Source organism: uncultured Tenacibaculum sp. (assembly GCF_947494125.1).
Lineage (GTDB): Bacteria > Bacteroidota > Bacteroidia > Flavobacteriales > Flavobacteriaceae > Polaribacter.
This window is the reverse complement of sequence record NZ_CANLTU010000012.1, coordinates 12,424-37,761: the sequence shown is the minus strand read 5'-3', so window position 1 is coordinate 37,761 and position 25,338 is coordinate 12,424. Positions and strand designations below refer to the sequence as shown.

The following is a 25,338-nucleotide window of genomic DNA, read 5'->3' as shown; positions in this document are numbered from 1 at the left end:
ATGGAATTACAAGAAGGAGATCAGGTAAATTTGAAAATAGTTGAGCAAACTCCATTAGGATACAATGTTTTAATTGATGATGAATTTGATGGGTTATTGTTTAATAGTGAAGTATACCAAGATATCGAAGAAGGTATGGAAACGTACGGTTATATTAAAAATATAAGAGAAGATGGTAAAATAGATGTTTCTTTACGACCTCAAGGATTTAGAAATGTAATTGATACAGATGCAGATGTAATTCTACGTAAATTAGATGAAAAAGGTTTTTTAATGCTAACGGATAAAAGTTCTCCTGAGTCTATTAAATTCCGTTTACAAATGAGTAAAAAGGCTTTTAAAAGAGCTGTTGGAGTCTTATATAAAGATAAAAAAATCGAACTAAAAGAAGACAGAATAGAGTTGGTTAAGAAATAAGCCAAATAAAATATAAAAAGAAAGCACGTTTATTTATTTAAACGTGCTTTTATTTTTTTAGAAAAAAATGTTATTCATTATCTTCTCCTTTGTCTTCTTTTTCTTGATCTTCTTCTGGAAGTTCTTCATCTAGAGGTTGTTCTTTTGGTTGACTTCCTTTTAAATCGTTTACACGTTTAATATTCTCGTAAAAAGCATTAGCATTTGGATCAGAAGGATCCATTTTACCATAAGCAGCTTTATAGTAGAAATCAGCTTTTTCGTAATCTTTACCTAATTCATAATACTTTCCAACATAAAAATCTCCTATATGAGAATCAGGGTATTTAATCATTACAAAATCACCTAAAACTCTAAGGTAATCTCCATCTAATTTATCTATAACGATTCCTTCAATAGCAAAAATGTCATCTAAACGAACATTTAAATTTGAGCCATATAAAAACTGAATGTCTAAATATTTTTGTTCTAAATATTTTATAGCAGCTAAAGGATCTAAATCTTTAATGTTTTTGTCAAATTCATCTTTTGTGATTTTTGAATAAATAGAAAACATCTTAGCAAAAGCTCTAGGGATAGTTTCACTAATAACAGATAAATGATTTGGCGCATTTTTAAATTCATTGAAAGTAAAATGAAGGTTTTTAGCATCAAAAGAAGATAGGTATGTTGCTATTTCGTTATATCTATCATTTTGTTTCTTTGTAATAAATTTTTTGTTATTACTTGCATAAAAGAAGTAAGAGTTGTCTACCGAAGCTAATCTATTTAATGAGTATGAAGCAATAGTATTGGCTGCTAATTCAGAAAAGCTAGGAGTAATGCATATAAATGAATTAAAAATAGGTTCAGCATCTTTTAAATAATGTGTAAGAAAATTAGCGCCTCTACCTTGACCAACAATTGTCATAAAAGGAGAGGTTCTATAGTTCCCTTCCATATGGGGAATTAATTCTTTTTTTATAAAATCATAAAATTTTGTAGCATGGCTTGTCAATGCATTATTAGAAGGAATAACAGATACATCTTTAGCATAAGTGTCTTTCATATCTATTCCAACAACAATTTGTTTAGGGGCTTTATCTACATCTGCGTATAATTTAGCATTACCAAGATATAAATCAAAAAGATATTCATCTCCTAAAACAACAGCAACAGGATAACTAGCCGTATCATCTTTATCATAATCTTTAGGAATGTAAATTTTTACGGTTCTATCAGTGTTAAACTCTTTAGAGTTAATCTTTTCAGTAATAACTTTCTGCGAAAAAAGACTTGAGCTAATTAATACAGTAAGTAAAAAATATAGTTGTTTCATAAGGGATAATATTATATCGTTCAAATATAGAAAAGAAAAATAAAGTTATTATGTTATTTTTGCTTTGTTAAATAACGAAAATATTATTGAATTATGATACAACCTCAATGGAAAGTTGCCAAAGAGTACGAAGATATTACTTATAAAAAGTCACATAATGTAGCAAGAATAGCATTTAATAGGCCAAATGTGCGTAATGCATTTCGTCCGCATACTACATCGGAATTATTAGATGCATTTCAAGATGCTCATGAAGATACTAATATTGGCGTTGTATTATTGTCAGCAGAGGGACCATCAACAAAAGATGGTGTTTGGAGTTTTTGTTCAGGAGGAGATCAAAATGCTCGTGGACATCAAGGATATGTAGGGAAAGATGGATACCATCGATTAAATATTTTAGAGGTACAACGATTAATTCGTTTTATGCCAAAAGCTGTTATTTGTGTAGTTCCAGGTTGGGCTGTAGGAGGTGGACATAGTCTACATGTTACGTGCGATTTAACTTTAGCTAGTAAAGAGCATGCAATTTTTAAACAAACAGATGCAGATGTAACTTCGTTTGATGCAGGATATGGATCAGCATACTTAGCAAAAATGGTAGGTCAAAAGAAAGCAAGAGAAATATTTTTCTTAGGAAGAAATTATTCAGCTCAAGAGGCTTATGAAATGGGAATGGTAAATGCAGTGGTTCCTCATGATGAATTAGAACAAACAGCTTTTGATTGGGCACAAGAAATCTTAGAAAAATCACCAACTTCTATTAAGATGTTAAAGTTCGCTATGAACTTAACTGATGATGGTATGGTAGGGCAACAAGTATTTGCAGGAGAAGTAACACGTTTAGCTTATATGACAGATGAAGCAAAAGAAGGACGTGATGCTTTCTTAGAAAAACGTAAGCCTAATTTTCCTAAAACTTGGATACCATAATAGAAACATATGAAGATAATTTGTATTGGGCGTAATTACGCAAAACATATAGAAGAATTAGCAAACGAGAAACCTGAGAGTCCAGTAGTTTTTTTGAAGCCAGATTCAGCAATTCTTCCAAAGAAAATGCCATTTTTTATACCACCTTTTTCTAATGATATACATTATGAAGTTGAGGTATTGGTTAAGATAAATAAGGTAGGAAAGCATATATCTCCAAAATTTGCACATAAATATTATGATACAATTGGATTGGGAATTGACTTTACCGCTCGTGATGTGCAAGCAAAATGTAAAGAAAAAGGTTTGCCGTGGGAAAAGGCAAAAGCTTTTGATGGTAGTGCTATTATAGGTGAGTTTTATCCTAAAGAAGAATTTGAGTTGGATAATTTATCATTTCAATTGAAAAAAAATGATGAAGTTGTTCAAGATGGAAACACTTCTAGTATGTTGTGGAAAATAGACGAATTGATTAGTTATGTATCTCAATATTTTACACTAAAAAAAGGAGATATTATTTTCACAGGAACTCCAGCAGGAGTTGGTGAGGTTGTAGAAAATGATATATTAACCGGAATTATTGAAGGAAAACAAGCTTTTCAAATAAAAGTAAAATAAATTATCATCCCGCTGTATAGGCGGGATTCTCTTTTAATAAGAATAAATGAACGCAGAAATAATTACGATTGGAGATGAAATTCTTATCGGACAAATAGTGGATACTAATTCGCAATGGATAGGTCAAGAATTAAATAAAATAGGAGTATCGGTATATCAAATTACATCAATACAAGATGAGAGGAAGCATATATTGAAAGCATTAAAAGAAGCAGAAGATAGAGCAGATATTGTAATTGTAACTGGAGGATTAGGTCCAACAAAAGATGATATTACAAAGAAAACAATCGCAGAATATTTTGATGATAATGATGTTGTAGAATACCCTGAGGTAATAGAAAATATTAAAGCACTCTTTAAAAAGGTAAATCACCCGTTTAATGAAGCACAAAGATTTCAAGCTCAGTTACCATCAAAAGCAGAATTATTAACGAATCGTTTTGGTACTGCTCCAGGTATGTGGTTTTATGAAAATGAAACTGTTTTTGTGTCATTACCAGGTGTGCCTTATGAAATGAAAGGGTTAATTACTTATGAGGTTTTACCAAGGATTCAGCAAAAATTCAAGCTTCCATTTATACTTCATAAAACAATATTAACAGTTGGTACTGGTGAGAGTATTATTGCAGGGAGAATAGAAAAATGGGAAAACGATTTGCCTGAGCATATAAAATTAGCGTATTTACCTTCATTTGGAAAAGTTAGATTACGAATTTCAGCAAAAGGAACTAATAAAGAAGTTTTAGAAAAAGAAGTTTCAGAAAGAGTGACAAGTTTAAATTTATTAATATCTGATATAATTGTAGGATATGATGATGAAGCGTCTTTAGAACAGAGTGTAGGAAGGTTGTTAAAGAAAGCTAACAAAACATTAAGTACAGCGGAAAGTTTAACAGGAGGTAAGATAGCGTCAACTTTAGTAGCTGTTTCTGGTTCGTCAGCTTATTATAAAGGAAGTTTTATAACTTATACAGCAGAATTAAAAGAGCAATTATTGGGAGTATCAAGAGAGACTATTAAAAAGAATACTGTAGTTAGTAGAGAAGTCGCTCTAGAAATGGCAAAAGGATGTTTAAAAAGATTAAAAACTGATTATGCAATTGCTGTTACAGGAAATGCAGGTCCAACAACTGATCATAATGATAAGAGTGTAGGATTGGTTTATATTGCTTTAGTGTCTGAAAATGAGGCTGAGGTTCAGGAGTTTAATTTTGGGCAGCCAAGAGAGAAAGTAATAAATAGAACGGTTACAAAAGCGTTAGAATTATTAAGTGAAAATATTTTAAAAAATTACGAGTAATATTTTGTTTAATTCTCTTAAAAGTTCGTATATTTGCACCTCGTTTAGAAATAACACTATAAAACTGTCAAGAAGATGTCTAGAGTTTGTGAATTAACAGGAAAAAAAGCAATGGTAGGGAACAATGTTTCTCACGCTTTAAATAGAACTAAAAGAAAGTTTAACGCTAATTTAATGACTAAGCGTTTCTATATTCCAGAAGAAGATAAGTGGGTTACCTTAAAAGTATCTGCTTCTGCATTAAAAAATATTAATAAAAAAGGAATCTCTGCTGTGATTAAAGAAGCTAGAGAGAACGGTTTCTTAACCAAATAATTCCTTACTTAGATAAAATTTTACAGAGATGGCAAAAAAAGGAAACAGAGTTCAGGTAATATTAGAATGTACTGAACATAAAGGTACTGGAAAACCAGGGACTTCACGTTATATCACTACAAAGAACAAAAAGAACACTCCTGACAGAATGGAATTAAAGAAATTTAATCCAATCTTAAAGAAGATGACAGTTCATAAAGAAATTAAATAATTAAAAGTTTTTATAAAACTTTAAATAACCTATAGGAACATGGCAAAGAAATCAGTAGCATCGTTACAAACAGGAGCAAAAAGATTAACTAAAGCTATCAAAATGGTAAAATCTCCAAAGACAGGAGCTTATACATTTGTTGAAGCTATTATGGATCCTTCACAAGTAAACGATTTCATCGCGAAAAACTAAGACTTGTATATACAGTTTAAACTAAAGCTACTTTCTAATGAGAGTAGCTTTTTTTATGTATTAAAAAACTGTATTTTTGAAAAGTACTCATTCATGAAAAGGGTACTAGAATAATGACAATTTGACCGCATAATAAGTTTGGTATAGTTTTTAACTTATATAATCGACTATAAAATTTAACGATGAGTTTTTTTAAAAAAATCTTCTCGAAAGAGAAAAAAGAAACCTTAGATAAAGGATTAGAAAAAACTAAAGCAAGTTTTTTCTCAAAGTTATCAAAAGCAGTAGCAGGTAAAGCTAAAGTAGATGATGACGTTTTAGATAATTTAGAAGAAATATTAGTGTCGTCTGATGTAGGAGTTGAAACTACCTTGAAAATTATTGATAGAATTGAAGAACGTGTTTCTCGTGATAAATACTTGGGAACAGAAGAATTAAATCAAATTTTAAGAGAGGAAATAGCAGGTTTACTTTCAGAAACAAATACAGGAGACGAAACAGATTTTACAATACCAGCAGATAAAAAACCTTATGTTTTAATGGTTGTTGGGGTTAATGGAGTTGGTAAAACAACAACTATAGGTAAGTTAGCGTCTCAATTTAAGAAGAAAGGATTAAAAGTAGTATTAGGAGCAGCAGATACTTTTAGAGCAGCTGCAATTGATCAATTACAAGTTTGGGCAGATCGAACAGATGTTCCAATTATTCGTCAAGAAATGGGGTCAGATCCAGCCTCTGTAGCTTTCGATACTGTTAAGTCAGGAGTAAATCAAGAAGCAGATGTAATTATTATAGATACAGCTGGACGTTTACATAATAAAGTTAATTTAATGAATGAGTTAACTAAGATAAAACGTGTTATGCAAAAGGTAATTCCAGATGCACCACATGACGTATTATTAGTATTAGATGGATCTACTGGACAAAATGCATTTGAGCAAGCAAAACAATTTACAAAAGCAACTGAAGTTACTTCGTTAGCAGTAACTAAATTAGATGGAACTGCAAAAGGAGGCGTTGTTATAGGTATTTCAGATCAATTTAAAATTCCAGTAAAGTATATTGGAGTTGGAGAAGGAATAGATGATTTACAAGTGTTTAATAAATACGAATTTGTAGACAGTTTTTTTAAATAAGAATTAAAATAAAAAACTCCCTATTAGGGAGTTTTTTATTGAGAATTATATCTTAATAATTTTAGTATTTTTATTAAAATAAGTTAGTAAAAATGTTAGTATGATTAATAGTACTATTAAGATAATACTGTAACTACTTGTAGGATCAAATTGAATAGCAGTTTTTAAACTAACACCATTTAATTTAGGAAAAAGAAATAAAAAGTAACTTGTTAAAGATATACCCGTTATTAATAATAAGTTAGGGATTATTTTTCTTGATAAATTTATGGGAAACTTTAATTTCATCCATTTTCTAATTTGAAAGAGAAAGATTATTAAAATTATAAAAACAACAAGAGGTAAACTCCTATAGTAAGGAAAAGAGGAAGTTTTGTTAAACTTTTGATTTAATAAAATGCTTGCAATTCCATTTATAATTTCAGAATCAGGAGCTTGATTAGAATTAATTAATACTATTATGGCTTTATTAATTGAAGGTAATATATACATACTGGATTCAAAACTTTTATTTGTTCCGCTATGATAGAAAAGATCATTAAAAATACGCCAACCGAACCCATATCCAGATTTATTGTTTTGATTTGAAGTAAATAGCTGTTTTGTTGTATTTGTGTTTAAAACAGTGTTTGAATTGCTATTATAACTATTCATTAAATTTCTTAAATAAATAGCCATATCATTAGCTGTACTTGAAATTAAACCAGAAGGAGTTTCTTGTGAATGAAAGCTTTTATTAAATTTTAATATAGGTTTATATAAAAAATATTGATAGCTATCTATTAAATCTGTGTTTATGTCAGCTGATGTATCATTAAGTCGCATAGGTTTGGTGATATAAAAGTTTAAACACTCATTAAATTTTTTATTAGTAACATTTTCAATTATTAAACCTAATAATCTATAATTTACATTTGAGTATCTATAAGATTGTTCGGATAAATCATTGATTTCAATCTTTCTTAATATTTCAGAATAATATTTAGTATAATCAAAATTCTTGTCACTTTCTAGAAATGTTTCTCCCATTTCTGTACTTATTCCAGAAGTGTGCTGAAGCAGGTTTTTAATAGTAATTTTATTAGAAATGTTTTTATTTTTATACTTAAACCATTTTAAATATTTATTTACCGGTTCATTGATATTTAATAAACCTTTTTCTTGAAGTATAAGTGTAATTAGTGCGGTAAAAGATTTTGCATTTGAACCAATCAAATATTTATTTTCTTTTTGTGAATTACCAAAATGTTTTAGATATATAGTTTTATTATTATCGGTTATAGCAACAGCAATGTTTGGACTATTATAATACTCTTTTTTTTCCTTAATGAAGTTGGTGATGTCATTAATTGTTTTTGTTGAAAGAGAAGAATTACTTTGAGCAAAAATTGATGTAAAAAAAATGAGTATTGAAAATTGTAAGATTGTTTTCATGTAAATATTTGTTTTAAGTATTTATTTTTGATTAAATAAAAGTATGCTTAAACAATATTTTACTACTCTTAGATAAGTAAATAGGTGCAAAAAGGACTGTTTTAGGTGTGAAATTATAGAGTCGAAATATTTTTTTTATAATTTTTAGAAACGGGGATTTCTATTTGAGTAAGAAGTACAATATTTTGATTCTTCCAAGATTTGAAATGTTGTGGATTTATTAAATGAGAACGATGTACTTGTATTAAAAAAAATAATTCTTTTTGAATTTTTTTTAATGAAGATCTCATAAGTTTTGATTTTAAAATACCGTTTTCAATAAAAAAAACTTCAATATAATTTTGAGATTTAGAAATACACACTAAATCGGATTTTAAAATTTTTAAAATATCTAATTTATAATCTCCTTTAATAGTTAAGATTTCATTTTCTTTTTTCTTTTTTTCTTTAGGAAGAAATTTAATTGTAAATCTTCTAGAAAATACCAAAATAGGGGTGAAAATAATGGCAGATTTAAAAGTAGCATTAGAAAATTCCGAAAATGTCAAAATCCCATTTAAGAATGGACTTTTGTAATACAAATATGTAAATATGAGATTAAGAAAAAGAAAGAGTAAAATAATCAATATTTCAAAAAAAATATTCCATTTAAAAAACTGTTGATAAATAGAATCTTGAAAAAGAGTTGAGATAAAATAAGATAAAAAGGTAATTAAGCTAAAGCCAATACTTAAAAATTCCCACCATAAAGAATCGGAAAAAGAAGGACCATTAAAAGGTCTGATATAGAAAGTAAAAAAATAAATCCAAAAACCAACAAAAAGGCCAACATATGTATGATGTTTAATCGAAGGATTTAGTTTATTCATTTAAATCACAATTTTTTTAGCGAATAAATATAAAAATTATTTCAGAAACAAATTAAGTTAAAATTTGTAGATCGTTTTTTTAATAAGAAGACTGAAAAATAATATAAAATTCCTTTCAATTTAGAAATGAGTTTTTCTTTTTTAAAAGAATTATATTTGGTTTTCAAATATTTAAAAGATGAAAAATATATTTTTCGTATTACTAGTAGCTTTAATGTTTACAACTTGTAAGCAAAAAGAAGAAGAGAATGTACGAATGAAATTTAAACTCATTCAATCGAAATATCAAGATATAAAAGAGGTTTTCAAACCATTTGAAGATAGTTTATCTACCTTTTCTAAAGAAGAATACGATTTGTTAAAGCCGTTAATTTTAGAACAAAATATTCCAACACTTCAAAAAAATATAAAAGAAGGAAAATTAACTTATGAAAAACTAACATTATTCTATTTATACAGAATCGTATTATTTGAAAGTAATTCAGAATTATCACTGAATAGTATTATAGTGTTAAATCCAAATGTATTAGAAGAAGCAAGGGAGAAAGATTTAAATAAAAGTGAAGCTTCAGAATTTTCTATTTATGGAATGCCAATTCTTTTAAAGGATAATATTAATACCAATAATATGCCTACAACAGCTGGAGCGATTGCACTAGCTGAAAACAGAAAAACAGAAGATGCTTTTATTGTTCAAAAGTTAAAAGAGAACGGAGCATTAATTTTAGGAAAAGTAAATTTAAGTGAATGGGCTTATTTTTTCTGTTCAGATTGCCCTTTAGGATATTCAGCAGTTGGAGGGCAGACTCTAAATCCATATGGAAGAAAAGTATTTGAAACAGGAGGAAGCTCAGCAGGAAGTGGTGTAGCTATTGCTGCCAATTTTGCCGTAGCAGCGGTAGGAACAGAAACAGCAGGTTCGATAACATCACCATCAAGTAAAAACTCAGTAGTAGGTTTAAAACCAACAGTAGGAGTATTAAGTAGAACTGGAATTGTACCAATTTCAAGTACATTAGACACACCTGGGCCCATGACAAAAAGTGTGATTGATAATGCTATTTTATATAATGCAATGTTAGGAGATGACATTAATGATGAAGCTTCAATAAAAATAGAACAATTTGAAGATGAATTTGAAAAAGAATTAGTTAGTACGACTTTAAAAGGAAAAAAATTAGGTGTTTTAAAACCGCACCTTGAAAATGAAATTTATAAAGCATCAGTAGCAAAAATAAAAGAAGCAGGAGCAGAGATTATCGAAATTGATCCGCCTACAATTTCATTTGATGGCTTTTTAACATTATTAAATATTGATATGAAACATGATTTACCTCAATATTTAAAAAACAATGCAGATAAAAATATAAAAATAGCTTCAGTAAAAGATGTAGTTACTTTTAATTTAAAAGATTCAGTATTAAGAGCGCCATATGGTCAGCAATTATTAGACGGTATTATAAAAGATTCAACAACATTAGCAGAATTAGAAATTGTAAAAAATAATTTAAATACTGAAGGGAAGAAGTATTTAAAAGAGATTATAAGTCAGAATTTAGACGCAATTTTGTCAATTAATAATTTTGATTCAGGAATTGCAGCGGTAGCTAAATATCCTACGATAACGGTTCCAATGGGCTATGAGTCAAGAGAGCCAATTAGTTTAACCTTTATAGGAAAGCCTTATTCAGAACGTAATTTGTTAAAATTGGCTTATGCTTTTGAACAATTAACGAAAGTTAGAAAAATGCCAAAAAACTATCAATAAAAATTATTAATACAGTACTTTTGCAGTCGCTTAAAAGTTATATAAGATGCGTACCAAAACAACAAAGCAAAATAAAATTAACGTAGTTACTTTAGGATGTTCTAAAAACGTTTACGATAGTGAAGTTTTAATGGGACAATTAAAAGCTAACGGTAAAGACGTTGTTCATGAAGATGAAAATGACGAAGGAAATATTGTAGTAATTAATACTTGTGGCTTTATAGGAAAAGCAAAAGAAGAAAGTGTTGATACTATTTTGCATTATGCCCAACGTAAAGAGGCTGGAGAAATAGATAAAGTATTTGTTTCAGGTTGTTTGAGTGAGCGATATAAGCCAGACTTAGAAAAAGAAATAACAAATGTAGATCAGTATTTTGGTACACATGACTTACCAGCTTTATTAAAAGTTTTAGAAGCTGATTATAAGCATGAATTAATTGGTGAACGTTTAACAACAACACCAAAGCATTATGCGTATTTAAAGATAGCTGAAGGTTGTGATAGACCTTGTTCGTTTTGTGCAATTCCATTAATGAGAGGAAAGCACAAATCAACTCCAATAGAAAATTTGGTTATTGAAGCGACTAAATTAGCGGAAAAAGGAATTAAAGAAGTAATGTTAATCGCTCAAGATTTAACCTATTATGGATTAGATATTTATAAAAAGAGAGCTTTAGCAGATTTACTAATAGCGTTAACAAAAGTTGAGGGTATTGAATGGATACGTATGCACTATGCATTTCCTTCAGGTTTTCCGATGGATGTATTAGATGTAATGCGAGAAGAACCTAAGGTTTGTAATTACTTAGACATTCCGTTGCAACATATTAATACAGAGATTTTAAAATCGATGAAGCGTGGTACTACCCACGAAAAAACAACGAGTTTAATTCATAAATTTCGCGAGTATGTTCCTAATATGGCAATCCGTACTACTTTAATTGTAGGGTATCCTGGAGAAACTGAAGAGCAATTTCAAGAATTAAAAGATTGGGTTGAAGAAATGCGTTTTGAACGTTTAGGAGCTTTTGAGTATTCACACGAAGAAAATACAGGAGCTTTTGTTTTAGAAGATGATGTACCTGCTGATGTGAAGTTTCGAAGAGTAAACGAAATAATGGAAGTTCAGTCTCAAATCTCTTGGGAATTAAATCAACAAAAAGTAGGGAAAACTTTTCGCTGCTTGTTTGATAGAAAAGATGGAGAATATTTTTACGGACGTACAGAGTTCGATTCACCAGATGTAGATAATGATGTAATTGTTGATGCTCGTGAACACTATATTAAATTAGGAGAATTCATTGATATAGAAATATACGAAGCAGGAGATTTTGATTTATATGGTAAGCCTTTGGTTAAACAAGAAAAACCAGTAAGTTTAAATCAGAAAAGAAAATAAATTTTAATAAAAAAACCTGCTTCTAAGCAGGTTTTTTTATGCACCTTTATAATAAGTTTTTAAGGAATAGTTGAAATGGAAAAACTAATTAAATACATTGGTAAATATGTTACTCTTGAAAAAAAAGAATTAGAAACGATTTTATCTTTTTTTAAAAGAAAAATATTGTTAAAAGATAAGTTTATTATGAAAAAAGAGCAGGTAGTAACAGATTATTACTTTATAGCTTCTGGTGGACTTATTATTTATGATGTTGAAGATGATATACAATACACTAGGTATTTTGCTTTTGAGAATGAACTGATAGCTGATATAAGTAAGATAAAAAAGAAAAAACGATCAAAATCATATATAAAAGCCATTGAAGATACAGAGTTATACAGTATTTCATATAATGATATGGAAATGCTATATGACCGTTTTCCATTATGGCAAAAATTTGGAAGATTAGTATGGGAAGATGCATTTACAAGTGTGTTATATGGAATACATAATTTTCAAACTTTAACAGCAAAAGAACGTTATTTAGATTTACTAAAACGTTCAGATTTAATATTCAGAGTCCCTTTAAAAGACTTGTCATTATTTTTAGGAATTACACCACAATCACTTAGTAGAATACGTAAAGAAATAAGCACGGCAAAAGTGTAAATAATACGTATTAAATAAAAAGCCAACCCTCAATTAAATACGAAATGATGCGTTAATTATCATTTGGTAATTTACTGAAAACATTTTCGAGCAATCTTTGTATTAAACTTAATTAATACAAATAAAATGAACAGTAAAAAAATAGTAATTGTGGTATTGCTCTTTATTGGTAAAGCATACGGACAAGTAACGGGAGATGTATTTGTTTTAGATAAAGACAGAGATATGTTTTATTTACATTATACTCCTGAAATACAAGACAATTCTTTATATGATTATCAAAGGATAAGTGCTAAGTTAGGATTGCCTCCAATAACTTTTAATAGAATAGCTTTATATAATACAGTAGGTACTGATTATCATTCAATATCATATAAAGATAATAAATTGCCTCTACTAAGAGAGAAAGAAAAATACTACAATGTAAATTATAGCTTACTAGCACAATATAGAATTTCAAGAAATTGGTCTCTAAATGCTTTGTTTATGCCACATGTTATTGGAAACTTTAATGAGAAAGTAACCAGTAGTGATTTAAATATAAATGGAATTTTATTTGCTGAAAAAAGGTTTACAAGTAAAAATGCTAAAAATTATTATATACTAAGTTTTGGAGTAGGATATTTAACATTGTCGGGGAAAACAATGGTGAATCCAATAGTAAATTTTATGGGGAGTATAAATAATAAAATAACCTTTGCTGTAGGTTTACCTAATACTTATATAAAGTATAATTTTAATAAAAGGCATGCTATAAAATTATTAGGAGACTTGAATGATTTTACTGTAGATATAAATAAGCCATTAGTACAAAACCAACCAAATAGTGCAGCTATTGATAGATCAGTTTTTACTACTGTAACTGTTGGAGCTGAATACAATTATTGGGTAAGTAAAAGTATAGGTCTTATGATTAGAGCGACACATTCAGTTTATGAGAAATATGATTTTGAAGATATAAATGAGAAGGTAATTTATGGTTATGATACACAATTAAGAGGTTATTTTTCTGCAGGAATAAAAATAAAACCATTTAACAATTAAAACTATGAAAAATCAAGATTTAGAATATAATAGTTTTACAACAAAAGCATTTTTATCAGTAGCAGTTCCGTCATATTTTTTTCCAGCAATAATGTCTTGGACTTCTGGATGGATTCTAGAAAATTCAACATTAATGAAAGCTAGTTATGTAAGTATAGCAATACCATCGTTAATAGCAACAATATTGGTGTATTTGCTTTTACAACAATTTCAAAAAGGGCAAAAGTTCCCTAAAAATAGATATGTAAGAGCTTTATTTATAATCATATTAATGGCAGTTATATCTCTACTAATAATAAAACTATTTAAGCTTGAGCCATATATGTTTGATATTCTTTTTTCATCAACATTAGGAACAATTATAACTATATGGAAATTCCCATTAAAAACAATTTTAATAAGATGAATTTTAATAAACCAACCATTGTTGTTTTTGGATCAACAGGAACAGTAGGGACAGAAGTATTAAGACAGTTGAGTAAGTATAATTGTTTTGTAAGAGGAGTATTAAGAAGTCCTAGAAGAAAGGTGCCTATAAAGTTGAATGGAGAAAATAATAACATTACTTATATAGCAGTAAATTTAAAATTAAAAGAAGAAATTAAAAGAGCATGCATTAATTCAGATACTATTTTTTTATTAACGGGAACTTCTCCTAGCCAAATAAATTATGAAACAAATATAATTGAAGTAGCGCAAGAATTGAATATTAAAAAGATAGTTAAACTGTCAGCCCCAGTAGTACCAAATAATATACATGTAGAAGTAAGTGATTGGCATCGAAAAGTTGAAAAAACTTTAGTAGAAAGTGGTATTGATTATTGTTTTTTGCAACCTCATTCGTTCATGCAAAACTGGGAACGAAATACTTTTTCAATTAAATATTTCGGTAAAATATTTGGAGTTATGGAGAACGCAAAAAGAAATTATGTAGATGCTAGAGATGTGGCTGAGGTTGCAGTGAAGTATTTACTTACAGAAGATTCTTTAAATGGAGAACAGGTGATAATTTCAGGACCAGAAGCAATATCACATCAAAGTATGGCTGCTAGAATATCGCATGTTACGAATAAGAAAGTTATTTATGAAAATATTACACGAGATGAATATATGCATAAACTAACAAAGCAAGCAAAATTGCCTATTTGGTTAGCCCGACATATAGTAGAAATAGATATTTTAGCTATAAAGTATCCAGAACCAACTGAAGATACTGTTAAAATTATTTTAAATCGAAAACCTAGAATTATGGATGCTTATTTACAAGAATCACGTCGTTTATTTATGACTTCGAAATGGAGATTTCTTTCCTAAATAAAGTATTACTAATAGGATGTATAAAAATTGTTTTAAAAAAGATTTTTATACATCTTTACAGTTATGAAAAAAGCTTATTTTAATTGGAGTTCAGGAAAAGATTCAGCTTATGCTTTGTATAAAGTATTGCAACAAGGTGAATATGATATAGAAAAACTAATTACGAATGTAAATCAAGATTATGAGCGAGTTTCTATGCATGGTCTTCATGAAAATCTATTAGAAGCACAAGCTGAAAGCATTGGTATTCCTTTAGAGAAAATTTATTTTCCAGCTGATGTAACTATGGATTTATATAATGAGAAAATGAAAGACAAAACGTCTGAATTAAAATCATTAGGCTTAAATCACGCAATATTTGGAGATATTTTTTTAGAAGATTTAAAAAAATATAGAGACTCTAAATTAAAAGAAGTAGGTATTACAGGAGTATATCCATTATGGAAACAAGATACTAAAGAATTATTGAGGGAATTTTTAGCATTAGGTTTTAAAACAATTACAGTATGTGTGAATGCTAAATTGTTAGGAGAAGAATTTGTAGGAAGAATAATTGATGAAGATTTTATCAATGAATTACCTGATACTATTGATGTTTGCGGAGAAAATGGAGAATTTCATACTTTTTGTTTTGATGGACCAATATTTAAAAAACCAGTAGAGTTTGAAGTAGGAGAGAAGGTTTTAAAATCCTATACTTTAAATAAAGACAATTCTCAAAACTGTCATTCTTCAACTAAAGAGAAAGTGAAAAATTATGATACGAGCTTTTGGTATTGCGATTTAAAAAAGATATAATAAAATTAATTTTCCAGCGTAAAGAAAAAAGTGGTGCCTTTATCAATTTCTGAAGTTAACCAAATTTCACCTCCATAATTGGTAATTATTTTTTTAACTATAGATAACCCGATACCTATAGAGTTTTTAGTATCTTCTAGTTTTAAAAATGCATTGAATATTTTAGAGTGGTACGCTTTGTCAATTCCTTTACCGTTATCTTTTACATAATAAATAGTTTTTTCATCTTCTTCGTAAAATCCGACTTCAACAAAGCCTTGTTTCTTATTGTTATATTTAATAGCATTGCCTATTAAATTTTGAAACAATTGTTGTATTCTATGCTCGTTTCCTAAAATAGAAGGAAAGTTTTTGGAAATTTTGATTTCTATGTTTTCAGGAATATCAATGTACTCAAGAATTTTGTTAATAATAGAGTTTAAATTTAGTTTAGATAAATTTAAATCATTTCGATTAATAGTAGAGTATTCTAGGATTCCTTTTACCAATGATTCCATAATATAAATATTATCACTTATAGAATTAAGGAATTGGATAGCTTCATTATTTAAGTTATCTACATGATCTTGTTTTAACCATGTAATAAGCGTTTCAATATTTCTCAGAGGAGATCTTAAATCATGAGAAACTATATGTGCGTAATTGCTAAGGTCTTTATTTTTTTCTTCGAGTTGCTCTAATAATTTCTGTTTATTTTCAAAAATCATGCAAGCTTCCAAAGTATTTGATAGTTTGTTTATTACTGGTAATAGTTGCTCAGAGTTTTTTTTAAAAATATTAGAAGTGTTGGTGTATAAAAATAAATAGTTGTCTTGATAGAGCTTATATATTACTATAGTTCCTTCAGTTACTTTTATAGGTATAAATTCTTTAAAATCATTATTATATTCAATTATAATATAATTGTTTATTGAGTTTAAGAAAGATTTTAAGTTTGAACTTAGTTTTGAATTTATGGTATTACCATGAGGAATCGAATACTTTTTTGTTAACTGATCTTTTTCATTTAAATTAAGAATCCAACAAGCATTTAAGTTTCTTCTATGAAGGAGAAGTTTTAAGAATGAGTCACAATTTTCATAATAATCAAGAGATTTTCCTATACTCATTGAGTACTCATAAAGCCTTAGAATATCTAGTATTTTATTGTCTTTTTCCATTTATTCAAATAAACCAACTACGATAGTTTTATTATAAAATTCGATATATCCATTTCCATAAGAAGATATTTCACCTAGTGTTAATGCACCACAGGTTGTTATAGTTGGATGTTGATTTGAAATAGCTTCGGAAACATTTTCTAATTCATGTTTAAAATCATCTTTTAGGTATAGGATTCTAGAAATACAATCAATAACCATAGCAAATTTTGGTCTTTTAGCTTGATTGGCTACACTTTCAGCAGCGGTTCTAGCTGCATTAATTAATAAGTCTTTATCACCTTTCATAATATTAATCATTGTGTTCTCTTCAACTTCACCAACACAAACCAAAGAGTTATTTTCATCTGTAGATAAAGGATCTCTAATAATATAGTCAGTCCCTTGTTTTATTATACCTAAAGGGTATCTCATGGCTAATTCGAAAAAGCCAGTATCACAAAATTTCATTCCAGAATCTTTCTCAATTACTTTTTTATACAAATCAAATGGAGCATCCCAGTTTATAGCTTCAATTGAATTACCATTGGTCTTTGTAACAACATAAGGACCGTCTAGTTTTTGCCAACCATGTTCTACACCAATAGAGGATTTCATTTCAATAATAGAAACTACAGCAGTATCTTCTAAAAAACCTTCCTTAGAAAAAACACAAGGTTTTTGTTGTAAACTTAAACTGCCTGCACCACCTCCAAAATAATTGGTTTTCATTCCATATTCCTGATAAAGCTTACTTAAATAATTTGAAATGTTTGATGTTAAACCATCTACAAAAGTGATTAAGCTATAATCTGTATTTTCCTTAAAATTAGTTTTTGGAATTTTAAATTCTTTTTGACTGATGTTTCTGATTGTATAAGTCTCAACTACATTACTCAATTCATGCACAATAATACCCTTGTCTTGCACATTATTTTTCCAAATTACCATAGGGAAAACTCCACCAATAAAATTGATGTTGGCTTCATTTAAAGAACTAATAAGGTTATCAATATTTATATCTGTGTGTTCACCAATAGAAATTAGCGCTGTGTTATTTTTTACTAAGTTCTTTATTTCTAAAGTTATCTCATTTATGTCTGTTGTAGTTAAGTGAAGCATATTTAATAAGTTATATAATCAAATATACTCTGAAGTTAAAAGAGAAAAAGTGAAATTAGATGAAAGGTATTTATGTGTAGATGAAAGGACTAAATTTTTGGTTGATTTGCGCTTATTTAAATGTCTTTGGAATACTACATCAATAAACAGTCAATATAATCAGTTAGCATATGTAGCAATAATCCGATGCCTATAATACTAAACGGTTTTTTTAAAAAGAGAAGGAACACATACACAACCATAGCATAATATGTGTGCAAAGGATGAAAGTTTATACTACATCTATTAGAAGCAAAAATTGGATTGGCTAGTAAGTGATCTAAATCAACTAGCATAGTAGCTAATAAAATTAGGCTAGCCTTTTTCCATTCTTTTCTAAAAAATATATAAGCTATAATTATAGGGGAACCAAAATGTAAAAAGTAATGAATAAATGTTTGCATTAATTCAATATTAAACCACTTCTTTCTCTAAAGCTAAAAAATGTGTAGTTTCAGTTGTAGAATAAAGCGGGAAAATTTTTAATTCACATTTATAGGTTGACTTATCTTTTCTATAATTAATAATCACTTCTTTAAAAGGCTTGTTTTTTAGAAGTTTTTTACGGATTTTTTCTTTAGATATTTCAGTAGTCTTTTCTCCTTGCAAAAATACTGGTGATTTACCTAAGGCAAATTCATTCTCATAACCAGTCATTTTTTTAAACCCATTATTTACCCAAATTATTTTTTTATCACTGTTGGTGATAACCAATGATTCGTAGGAGTTTTCTTTTAAAATAGAATTTAAGTTATTCTTCCAATTAAAGTTAGTAGCTAGTTTATGAATGTTTTTAAGATCATAAACAAGAGTGTTGTCAGTAAATAAATCTTGAATACCCCAGCTAAGTAAGTTAATGTTTTGTGCTTTGGTAGGATTAATTAACGATGTTGTCTCTTGATATTTATCTTCATCTAAAGAAGATAAATAGGTATCTAAACACATCATATTATTTAAATCATTCTTCATAAATTAAAAACTAAATTTTAATATTTTGCTGGGCCTATATTTTCTGAACTTCTTTTTATAAATTCACGTAGGTCTTCATTCGCTTTTTCTAGATCTTTTTTTCTAAGGTACATCATATGTCCGCTTCTATAACCTTTAAAACTTAAACGATTTTTAAACTTTCCACTAGGGTCTATTTTCCCCATAGTGTATTTGGCTGCAGAATACGTAGTGGCTCCATCATAATAACCAGACTGTACTAATACGTTTAAATAAGGGTTTTGTGCCATTGATTTGCGTAAATTTTCTCTAGCATTATTATTGCTAAAATCCCAAGGATGAACAGAGCCAAACATATTGTATTTTATATCGGTTTTAAACTTAAGTACGTTTTGTATGTAATAATTAATAGCAGGGGTAAATGAATGCAACCAAGAAACTAATTCAGGACTATAATCTGGAGAGCTTCCAGTTTCTCTTCTATCAATACCTAAATATCTACTATCTAAACGTCCAATAGTTTTACCAGATGTATTTCTAAGTAACTCTTTCCAAAAGTATTGATTTGGAACTTCTAAGTTATGTTTAAGGATCACTTCTTTTTTTATTCCAGAATAATAAGCCATTCTATCAGCTACATTTTCTTTTTCTTCTTTAGATATATAGCCACCTTTCGCTAAAGCTGGAAGTAATTTGTTAATAGCAAAGTTTTCTGCTTCAGGTAAAATATCTAATAAATCTTGTTGTTGTAATTTTTGAGGAAGCATTTTATGATACCAAGCAGCAGCAGTAAAATATGGAAGATTGATGGCATAATCTTCAGAGTTTTTGGTTCTTAATAATTGATAATCAGCAGGAGATACCATAATGACTCCATTTAAATACATCCATTGACTATTTTGTAATTCGTAAGCTAATTGCATAACACGAGTACCTCCATAGCTTTCTCCAATAATATATTTAGGTGAGTTCCATCTGTTATTGCGAGTAATAAAAGTATTTAACCAACCAGCTAAGTATTTAGCGTCTGCGTTAACTCCAAAGAAATATTTTTTATCTAACTTCTTTTTTTCTTGTAAAATTGGTCTTGAATATGCTGTGTTTACTGGGTTAACAAAAACAATATCAGCTACATCTAATACAGAATAAGGATTGTCTTTAATACCATAAGGCTGAATAGGATTTCCTTCATCATCAATTTTTAAGATTTTTGGACCTGTATAGGCAATATGCATCCAAACTGAAGCAGAACCCGGACCTCCATTAAAAGACATAATTAAAGGTCTTTTTTCGCTATTATTTACATCGGTTCTTTTATAATATGTATAGAAAAGAGTAGCTTTAATAATACCATTTTTGTCATATACAGGTTGTGTTCCTGTTTGTGCTTTATACTGAATTCTTTTTCCTTTAATAACCACAGAATTTGTTGTAGTAACTGTAGTGTCAATAGGAACTCGATTATCTTGAGCAATGCTAATAGTTGAAAATAATAAAGCAAATATGATTATGAATTTTTTCATAGTATGGTTGTTAAGAAAGTTAAAAGTATTAAAACTTCTCAAAAACACCTAATCCAAATAAGGCAAAGTCATATTTAACCGGGTCATTCTTATCAAATTCTCGTAAAGTAGTATCTAACTCAACTAATGCTTTCCAATCGTTTTGCTTTCTAGTTAATATGCCTAGTTTGCGTGAAACATTTCCAGAATGTACATCTAAAGGGCAATGTAAGTGAGTTGGAGAATGTGTCTTCCATATACCAAAATCTACTCCAGTTTTATTATCACGTACCATCCAGCGTAAAAACATGTTTATTCTTTTTGAAGCTGAATTTTTTAATGGGTCAGAAACGTGCTTTAATGTTCTGCTTAAATGTGGGATTTCAAAGAAAACTTGTTTAAAATTATGGATAGCTAATTTATAATTATCATTTTCTTTAGTTGATAATATAGATTCTAATCCTTTATGATTTAGATAAATGTTTTTCAAAGATTTTATAAAAAACTTAAAATCATCAGCATTAAAAGTACGATGAACAAAACCATCGAAATTTTCTAGATTATCTTCAGTATGGTTCATTACAAAATCATAGGGAGAGTTACCGAGTAATTCAGTCATTCTAGAAGCATTTTTAATAATCATTTTACGATTTCCCCAAGCTATTGTTGCTGCTAAAAAACCAATAATTTCAATATCTTCTTTTAAATTATACCGATGAGGAATTTGTATAGGATCACTTTCAATAAAGTCTAAGTTATTATACTTTACTACTTTTTCGTCAAGAAATTCTTTTAGTTCAGTTTTATTCATTTACAGTAAATCTCCAGCAAAACTAATAAAAACAAAGAAAGCATTGTAAGAGGCATGTAAAAGAATACTCCAAATTAATCCGAAACGAACTCTAATAAACCCTAAATAACCTCCTAATATTATTTGTGGAGCAACTAATATAGGGGCAAGTAAAAGTACGTTATTCGTTATTGTAAAATTTGTTAAATGAATCAAGCCAAAAGTAATAGCGAAAATATAAAAAGCTACTCTGAAAGATTTTTGTTGACGAAACAATGTTATTGGCGCTCTAAAAATTAATTCTTCTATTAATGGAGCTGCTATTACTGCGAAGAGAAAAATTTTGAATTTAGACATGTTTTTCATTAACTCTTCCATAGCATGTTCATCCATATTAACCAAGCCTAAATGTTCTATTAATACAAATAAAGGAGATAATGCAGCACCAGTTAATATACTTATAATAAGAATATGTAAGAACTTCTTAAACCGATATGCATTATTTTGATTATTGTCTTTTTCTAATACAGGATTTTTTAAAAAAGAAATTAGCTCGTAAAATGTATCTCTCATGGTTAAGTTGGTTTGCTATAAGTAGCATTAAACATGAATTTGTTACATTAATCAATAATAATTCCATCTTTCATAGTTAGGGTACGGTCAGCCATTTTCGCTAATTCTTTGTTATGAGTAACTAAAACAAATGTTTGTCCAAATTTATCTCGGAGTTCAAAGAAAAGTTCATGTAGTTTTTTAGCAGAACTTGAATCTAAATTACCTGAAGGTTCATCAGCAAAAATAACAGATGGTTCATTAATTAAAGCTCTAGCTACTGCAACTCTTTGTTGTTCTCCTCCAGAAAGCTCGCTAGGTTTGTGGTTTTCTCTATGAGATAATCCTAAAAAACTTAATAATTCTTTAGCTCTCTTTTCTGTTGATGATTTTGATTTTCCTCCAATGAATGCAGGTATACAAACATTTTCTAAAGCAGTAAATTCAGGTAATAGTTGATGAAATTGAAATATAAACCCTATGTTTTTATTTCTAAAAGAAGATACTTCATCATCATTTAAATTTTTAATAGAAACATTATCAACTAAAAGATCATAACCTTGTTCTTTGTTAGGCTTGTCTAATGTTCCTAAAATTTGAAGTAAGGTTGTTTTTCCTGCTCCCGATGGACCAACAATAGCAACAATTTCACCTTTCTTAATATGAAGATCTACTCCTTTTAATATTTCAACATCACCATACTGCTTATGGATGTTTTTAGTAATAATCATAATCTTAAATTCAATGTAACGAAAGTATAAAAAAGAAATAAGATAAACTTTAAAGCTTACCTTATTTCAAACTATATATAATAAACCCTATTATAATATATTTTTAAGATTATTGTAGTCGATAAAATATACTAAACGAACAGAAAATGTATGTCGATTAGATTCATCAAATAAACTATCTAAATTTTTAAAGAAACCTTGGTGCGCGTGCTCATTAAAATTAGAAATTGAATTTCTGTAAAAAGCAATTAATTGACTACCAGGAGCAAATTGCCAAACATAATTAAGATCTAAATTCCAACTATTAAAATTAACATCATGATTATCTGAATAAGCATTTGCTTCAAGTAAACCGTTATTTGTGTTTAATTTATAAAACTGATTTTGATATGGTACTTTACTCCAGTTATGACGGAATGTTAAAGACAAAGATGATTTTGTACTAAAACTATATTTTCCAGAAACAGAATTGTTGTAAGAAGACCTATCTCTTTGTCCAAAAATAATATCATCATTATCTAAGGTAGTTACATACCCCTGATCGTTGTTTGTTTTATTATACCTAAAACCATAAATTAAAGAAAACTGGTTGTTAAAACGATATCTAGGCGAAATTCTAAAACCGTAGCCTTCTCTAGGGTTATTCTTGAAAAAAGTATAATACCAACTATAATCAAAAGCTAATTTTTTTCTGTAATCTGAAGACCCCCAATGATTAACATTAAGCCTTTGTGGGCTGTTAAAAAATATACCACTTGTGGTACCTTGTCTCGGTTCAAAAAAATCTTTTGTTTCAGTACTAAAGTTTAAATTCCCTCCAAAACCAAAACGTTTTTTTGTTTGAGACCAAAAAGATAGTCCTCCATTAGCTCCAGTATAAGTTCCAGGGTTGTGTAAAAAGTTTATATTATAATAAAAATTAACTCCATAATTATTAAACATTCCTTTTGGTTTTAATAGCCTGTATCCAAGAAAGCCATAAATTCTTTGTCTATTATTTCTAAATAAAATTCCTAAATCGTTAGGATTGAAGTCTTTATTTTCGAAGTTGTATCCAACTTCCCCTCTCCAATTTCCAGATTGCTTACCAAGACTTGTGTCGAAAGAATATCCCGTGTTAGGATTGTCAACATCATCAGAAATATTTGTCATTTTAAAAGAACCATCTATATTATAATTACTCCCTTTATCTTCAACATGCCAAAGTAAACCAGTAGCATTTGCATCTCTATATCTACCATCACGTGTAACATTAGTATTAATTAATGTTACAGATGAATTCTGATTAAATTGCTGGTCTAAGACCATAATGTTATAATTAGTTAATGGACTTGTTACCGTTTTATATGTACTAACATTAGAAATAGTTTCTGTACCATTAATAACTTGTTCAGTTTTGGTAATTGTAGCTTCAGTTTTATCAGTTATAGCATTGAAAAATCCAATACCTAACCCTTTTTTTGTTCTTCCCGATATTTTAATAGCATTTAGCATTTTAACATCAGGATAATCGGTAATTTCTTCATTTACTTTTTTACCATTTGTAAATACTTCTTCATCAATTAAATTTCTCTCATCAGAAAATTGATCTATAGGATTTCCTCCAATTCTTCTAGAATAAAATAAACGACCTTTTGTAAAAAGTTCTGTTCCTTCAGTAAAAAATTGACGTTGTTCACTAAATTGTTGTTCAAATGGACCTAAGTTTAAGGTTACATTGTCAAAGGCAGTTTGTCCAAAATCTGGAATTAAAGTGGCATCTAGCGTAAAATTTTCTGTAATTCCATATTTTACATCCATACCAACACTCCAATCAAAATCAGTAGTGCCATCAAAAGAAGTTACTGTTGTTGATGCGTAAGGGTAAAAACTTAATCGAGTAGGAGGTGTAATATTTTTAAAATCTTCAATTAAACCATCGTATTGAGTCCAAGAACCTTGTTGATTATTGATATGATTCCAAGTATAACGAGCATTTAAATTTCTAATTTCTCTATGGAAATTCATTCCCCATGATTGAACTGATTCATTCGCAAATCGTAAGGCTCTGTATGGAATTTTCATTTCTGCAACCCAATCAGTATCATTAATTTTTATACTACTTTCCCAAACAGCACTCCAATTGTAATCTTCATTGTTCCCATTAGAAACTTTTGAATCTATTTGTACACCTGATGCAGTTACAATAAACATGGTTGGATTTTGTCCATCATCATTTGGGTTAATCATAACCATAAAAAAATCTGAATTACCAAAATTGTCTCTATTGGTAAACTCGGCAGGAGTTTTAGAAGCATCTGGTGTATGCATTAATGCAGAAATATAAATAGCATTATCATCATATACTATTTTAACTTCAGTTTTATGAGTATCTGGTTCCGCTTCACCATTATTAGGACGCATCATCACAAAATCTTTTGCAATAGGAGTATTACTCCAAGCAGTATCATCTAAAATTCCATCAATCTTTGGTGGAGAATCTACACGAGTAGCATTAATTTTCTTCCTATTTGAGTTAATTTCTTGAGCAGTTATGCTGCTGGATATTAGAAATATAGCGCTGATTAATATAGCGATTTTATACATAGTTGATTGATAGTGTAAAATGGTTAAGCTAAATTATTTATGATTTAATAAAATAAATCATAAAATCATGTTAATTAGAGTAAAGACATGTTAAAAAAGCGATCGTTACATTTCAAATGTTAAAGATATGTGAAAGTAGAAATCTTGTGATATACTATCAAATACATTAAAATAAAGGGTAAAATGCAATGTATTATCATTTGAATTTG

At 28.7% G+C, this 25,338-nt stretch carries 27 protein-coding genes; 15 read left to right on the top strand and 12 right to left on the bottom strand.

Annotated features, from left to right (window positions below):
- Nucleotides 1–417, top strand: a complete 417-nt coding sequence (locus Q0881_RS15140) for a DNA-binding protein (RefSeq protein WP_299162028.1) — start codon at nt 1–3, stop codon at nt 415–417.
- Nucleotides 418–487: 70 nt separating this feature from the next.
- Here the strand turns inward: Q0881_RS15140 and Q0881_RS15135 are convergent, their stop codons facing one another.
- Complete coding sequence (locus tag Q0881_RS15135) at nt 488–1,735, bottom strand: alpha/beta hydrolase-fold protein (protein WP_299162026.1); 1,248 nt, start codon at nt 1,733–1,735, stop codon at nt 488–490.
- A gap of 93 nt (nt 1,736–1,828) precedes the next feature.
- Between Q0881_RS15135 and Q0881_RS15130 the strand changes: the two genes are divergently transcribed.
- The 7 genes from Q0881_RS15130 (at nt 1,829) to ftsY (ending at nt 6,440) form a co-directional block, all read left to right on the top strand.
- Nucleotides 1,829–2,668: a 1,4-dihydroxy-2-naphthoyl-CoA synthase gene (locus tag Q0881_RS15130; protein ID WP_299162024.1), complete on the top strand. Its 840-nt coding sequence runs from the start codon at nt 1,829–1,831 to the stop codon at nt 2,666–2,668.
- 9 nt (nt 2,669–2,677) lie between these two features.
- Entirely contained in the window at nt 2,678–3,286 is a 609-nt protein-coding gene (locus Q0881_RS15125; RefSeq protein WP_299162022.1) for a fumarylacetoacetate hydrolase family protein, read from the top strand.
- Between the two features lie 46 nt (nt 3,287–3,332).
- On the top strand, nt 3,333–4,586 hold the full coding sequence (locus Q0881_RS15120; protein ID WP_299162020.1) for a competence/damage-inducible protein A: 1,254 nt from the start codon (nt 3,333–3,335) through the stop codon (nt 4,584–4,586).
- 75 nt (nt 4,587–4,661) lie between these two features.
- Nucleotides 4,662–4,901, top strand: coding sequence for a 50S ribosomal protein L28 (gene rpmB, locus Q0881_RS15115; RefSeq protein ID WP_299162018.1), 240 nt, complete (start codon nt 4,662–4,664; stop codon nt 4,899–4,901).
- Between the two features lie 28 nt (nt 4,902–4,929).
- On the top strand, nt 4,930–5,112 hold the full coding sequence (gene rpmG, locus Q0881_RS15110) for a 50S ribosomal protein L33 (protein ID WP_182125037.1): 183 nt from the start codon (nt 4,930–4,932) through the stop codon (nt 5,110–5,112).
- Between the two features lie 39 nt (nt 5,113–5,151).
- Nucleotides 5,152–5,304: a DUF4295 domain-containing protein gene (locus Q0881_RS15105; protein ID WP_150901225.1), complete on the top strand. Its 153-nt coding sequence runs from the start codon at nt 5,152–5,154 to the stop codon at nt 5,302–5,304.
- A 182-nt stretch (nt 5,305–5,486) separates the two neighbouring features.
- Nucleotides 5,487–6,440: a signal recognition particle-docking protein FtsY gene (ftsY, locus tag Q0881_RS15100; RefSeq protein WP_299162014.1), complete on the top strand. Its 954-nt coding sequence runs from the start codon at nt 5,487–5,489 to the stop codon at nt 6,438–6,440.
- 45 nt (nt 6,441–6,485) lie between these two features.
- On the opposite strand, the gene Q0881_RS15095 is transcribed toward ftsY, so the two are convergent.
- Together Q0881_RS15095 and Q0881_RS15090 are read right to left on the bottom strand one after the other, a co-directional pair.
- Nucleotides 6,486–7,874, bottom strand: coding sequence for a serine hydrolase domain-containing protein (locus tag Q0881_RS15095; RefSeq protein WP_299162012.1), 1,389 nt, complete (start codon nt 7,872–7,874; stop codon nt 6,486–6,488).
- A 113-nt stretch (nt 7,875–7,987) separates the two neighbouring features.
- Nucleotides 7,988–8,743: a LytTR family DNA-binding domain-containing protein gene (locus Q0881_RS15090; protein WP_299162010.1), complete on the bottom strand. Its 756-nt coding sequence runs from the start codon at nt 8,741–8,743 to the stop codon at nt 7,988–7,990.
- A gap of 178 nt (nt 8,744–8,921) precedes the next feature.
- Between Q0881_RS15090 and Q0881_RS15085 the strand changes: the two genes are divergently transcribed.
- The 7 genes from Q0881_RS15085 (at nt 8,922) to Q0881_RS15055 (ending at nt 15,720) form a co-directional block, all read left to right on the top strand.
- The gene (locus tag Q0881_RS15085; RefSeq protein ID WP_299162007.1) at nt 8,922–10,511 is read left to right on the top strand and encodes an amidase family protein; all 1,590 of its coding nucleotides are present in this window, start codon (nt 8,922–8,924) and stop codon (nt 10,509–10,511) included.
- Nucleotides 10,512–10,557: 46 nt separating this feature from the next.
- Nucleotides 10,558–11,910, top strand: coding sequence for a 30S ribosomal protein S12 methylthiotransferase RimO (gene rimO / locus Q0881_RS15080; RefSeq protein WP_299162005.1), 1,353 nt, complete (start codon nt 10,558–10,560; stop codon nt 11,908–11,910).
- A gap of 75 nt (nt 11,911–11,985) precedes the next feature.
- Nucleotides 11,986–12,561: a hypothetical protein gene (locus tag Q0881_RS15075; protein ID WP_299162003.1), complete on the top strand. Its 576-nt coding sequence runs from the start codon at nt 11,986–11,988 to the stop codon at nt 12,559–12,561.
- 126 nt (nt 12,562–12,687) lie between these two features.
- Nucleotides 12,688–13,605: a DUF6268 family outer membrane beta-barrel protein gene (locus tag Q0881_RS15070; protein ID WP_299162001.1), complete on the top strand. Its 918-nt coding sequence runs from the start codon at nt 12,688–12,690 to the stop codon at nt 13,603–13,605.
- A gap of 4 nt (nt 13,606–13,609) precedes the next feature.
- Nucleotides 13,610–14,011 carry a hypothetical protein gene (locus Q0881_RS15065; RefSeq protein WP_299161985.1) on the top strand — a complete coding sequence of 134 codons (402 nt, stop codon included), beginning with the start codon at nt 13,610–13,612 and terminating at the stop codon, nt 14,009–14,011.
- Complete coding sequence (locus tag Q0881_RS15060) at nt 14,008–14,919, top strand: NmrA family NAD(P)-binding protein (protein WP_299161983.1); 912 nt, start codon at nt 14,008–14,010, stop codon at nt 14,917–14,919. The genes Q0881_RS15065 and Q0881_RS15060 overlap by 4 nt, the downstream gene beginning before the upstream one ends.
- Nucleotides 14,920–14,985: 66 nt before the next feature.
- Nucleotides 14,986–15,720 (top strand): diphthine--ammonia ligase, encoded by a 735-nt coding sequence (locus Q0881_RS15055; RefSeq protein ID WP_299161981.1) that lies wholly within the window; start codon nt 14,986–14,988, stop codon nt 15,718–15,720.
- A gap of 5 nt (nt 15,721–15,725) precedes the next feature.
- Here the strand turns inward: Q0881_RS15055 and Q0881_RS15050 are convergent, their stop codons facing one another.
- The 9 genes from Q0881_RS15050 to Q0881_RS15010 form a co-directional block, all read right to left on the bottom strand.
- Complete coding sequence (locus tag Q0881_RS15050) at nt 15,726–16,880, bottom strand: ATP-binding protein (RefSeq protein ID WP_299161979.1); 1,155 nt, start codon at nt 16,878–16,880, stop codon at nt 15,726–15,728.
- Nucleotides 16,881–17,981, bottom strand: coding sequence for an FIST C-terminal domain-containing protein (locus Q0881_RS15045; protein WP_299161977.1), 1,101 nt, complete (start codon nt 17,979–17,981; stop codon nt 16,881–16,883).
- Nucleotides 17,982–18,115: 134 nt separating this feature from the next.
- Complete coding sequence (locus Q0881_RS15040; protein WP_299161975.1) at nt 18,116–18,424, bottom strand: DUF6122 family protein; 309 nt, start codon at nt 18,422–18,424, stop codon at nt 18,116–18,118.
- A gap of 10 nt (nt 18,425–18,434) precedes the next feature.
- Nucleotides 18,435–18,989, bottom strand: coding sequence for a PAS domain-containing protein (locus tag Q0881_RS15035; protein WP_299161973.1), 555 nt, complete (start codon nt 18,987–18,989; stop codon nt 18,435–18,437).
- Between the two features lie 17 nt (nt 18,990–19,006).
- Nucleotides 19,007–20,491 carry a carboxypeptidase gene (locus Q0881_RS15030; protein ID WP_299161971.1) on the bottom strand — a complete coding sequence of 495 codons (1,485 nt, stop codon included), beginning with the start codon at nt 20,489–20,491 and terminating at the stop codon, nt 19,007–19,009.
- Between the two features lie 28 nt (nt 20,492–20,519).
- Entirely contained in the window at nt 20,520–21,281 is a 762-nt protein-coding gene (locus Q0881_RS15025; protein WP_299161969.1) for a TIGR02757 family protein, read from the bottom strand.
- The gene (locus tag Q0881_RS15020) at nt 21,282–21,833 is read right to left on the bottom strand and encodes a CPBP family intramembrane glutamic endopeptidase (RefSeq protein WP_299161967.1); all 552 of its coding nucleotides are present in this window, start codon (nt 21,831–21,833) and stop codon (nt 21,282–21,284) included.
- 47 nt (nt 21,834–21,880) lie between these two features.
- Nucleotides 21,881–22,543 (bottom strand): ABC transporter ATP-binding protein, encoded by a 663-nt coding sequence (locus Q0881_RS15015; protein ID WP_299161965.1) that lies wholly within the window; start codon nt 22,541–22,543, stop codon nt 21,881–21,883.
- A 90-nt stretch (nt 22,544–22,633) separates the two neighbouring features.
- Nucleotides 22,634–25,129, bottom strand: a complete 2,496-nt coding sequence (locus tag Q0881_RS15010) for a DUF5916 domain-containing protein (RefSeq protein ID WP_299161962.1) — start codon at nt 25,127–25,129, stop codon at nt 22,634–22,636.
- Nucleotides 25,130–25,338: the final 209 nt, after the last annotated feature.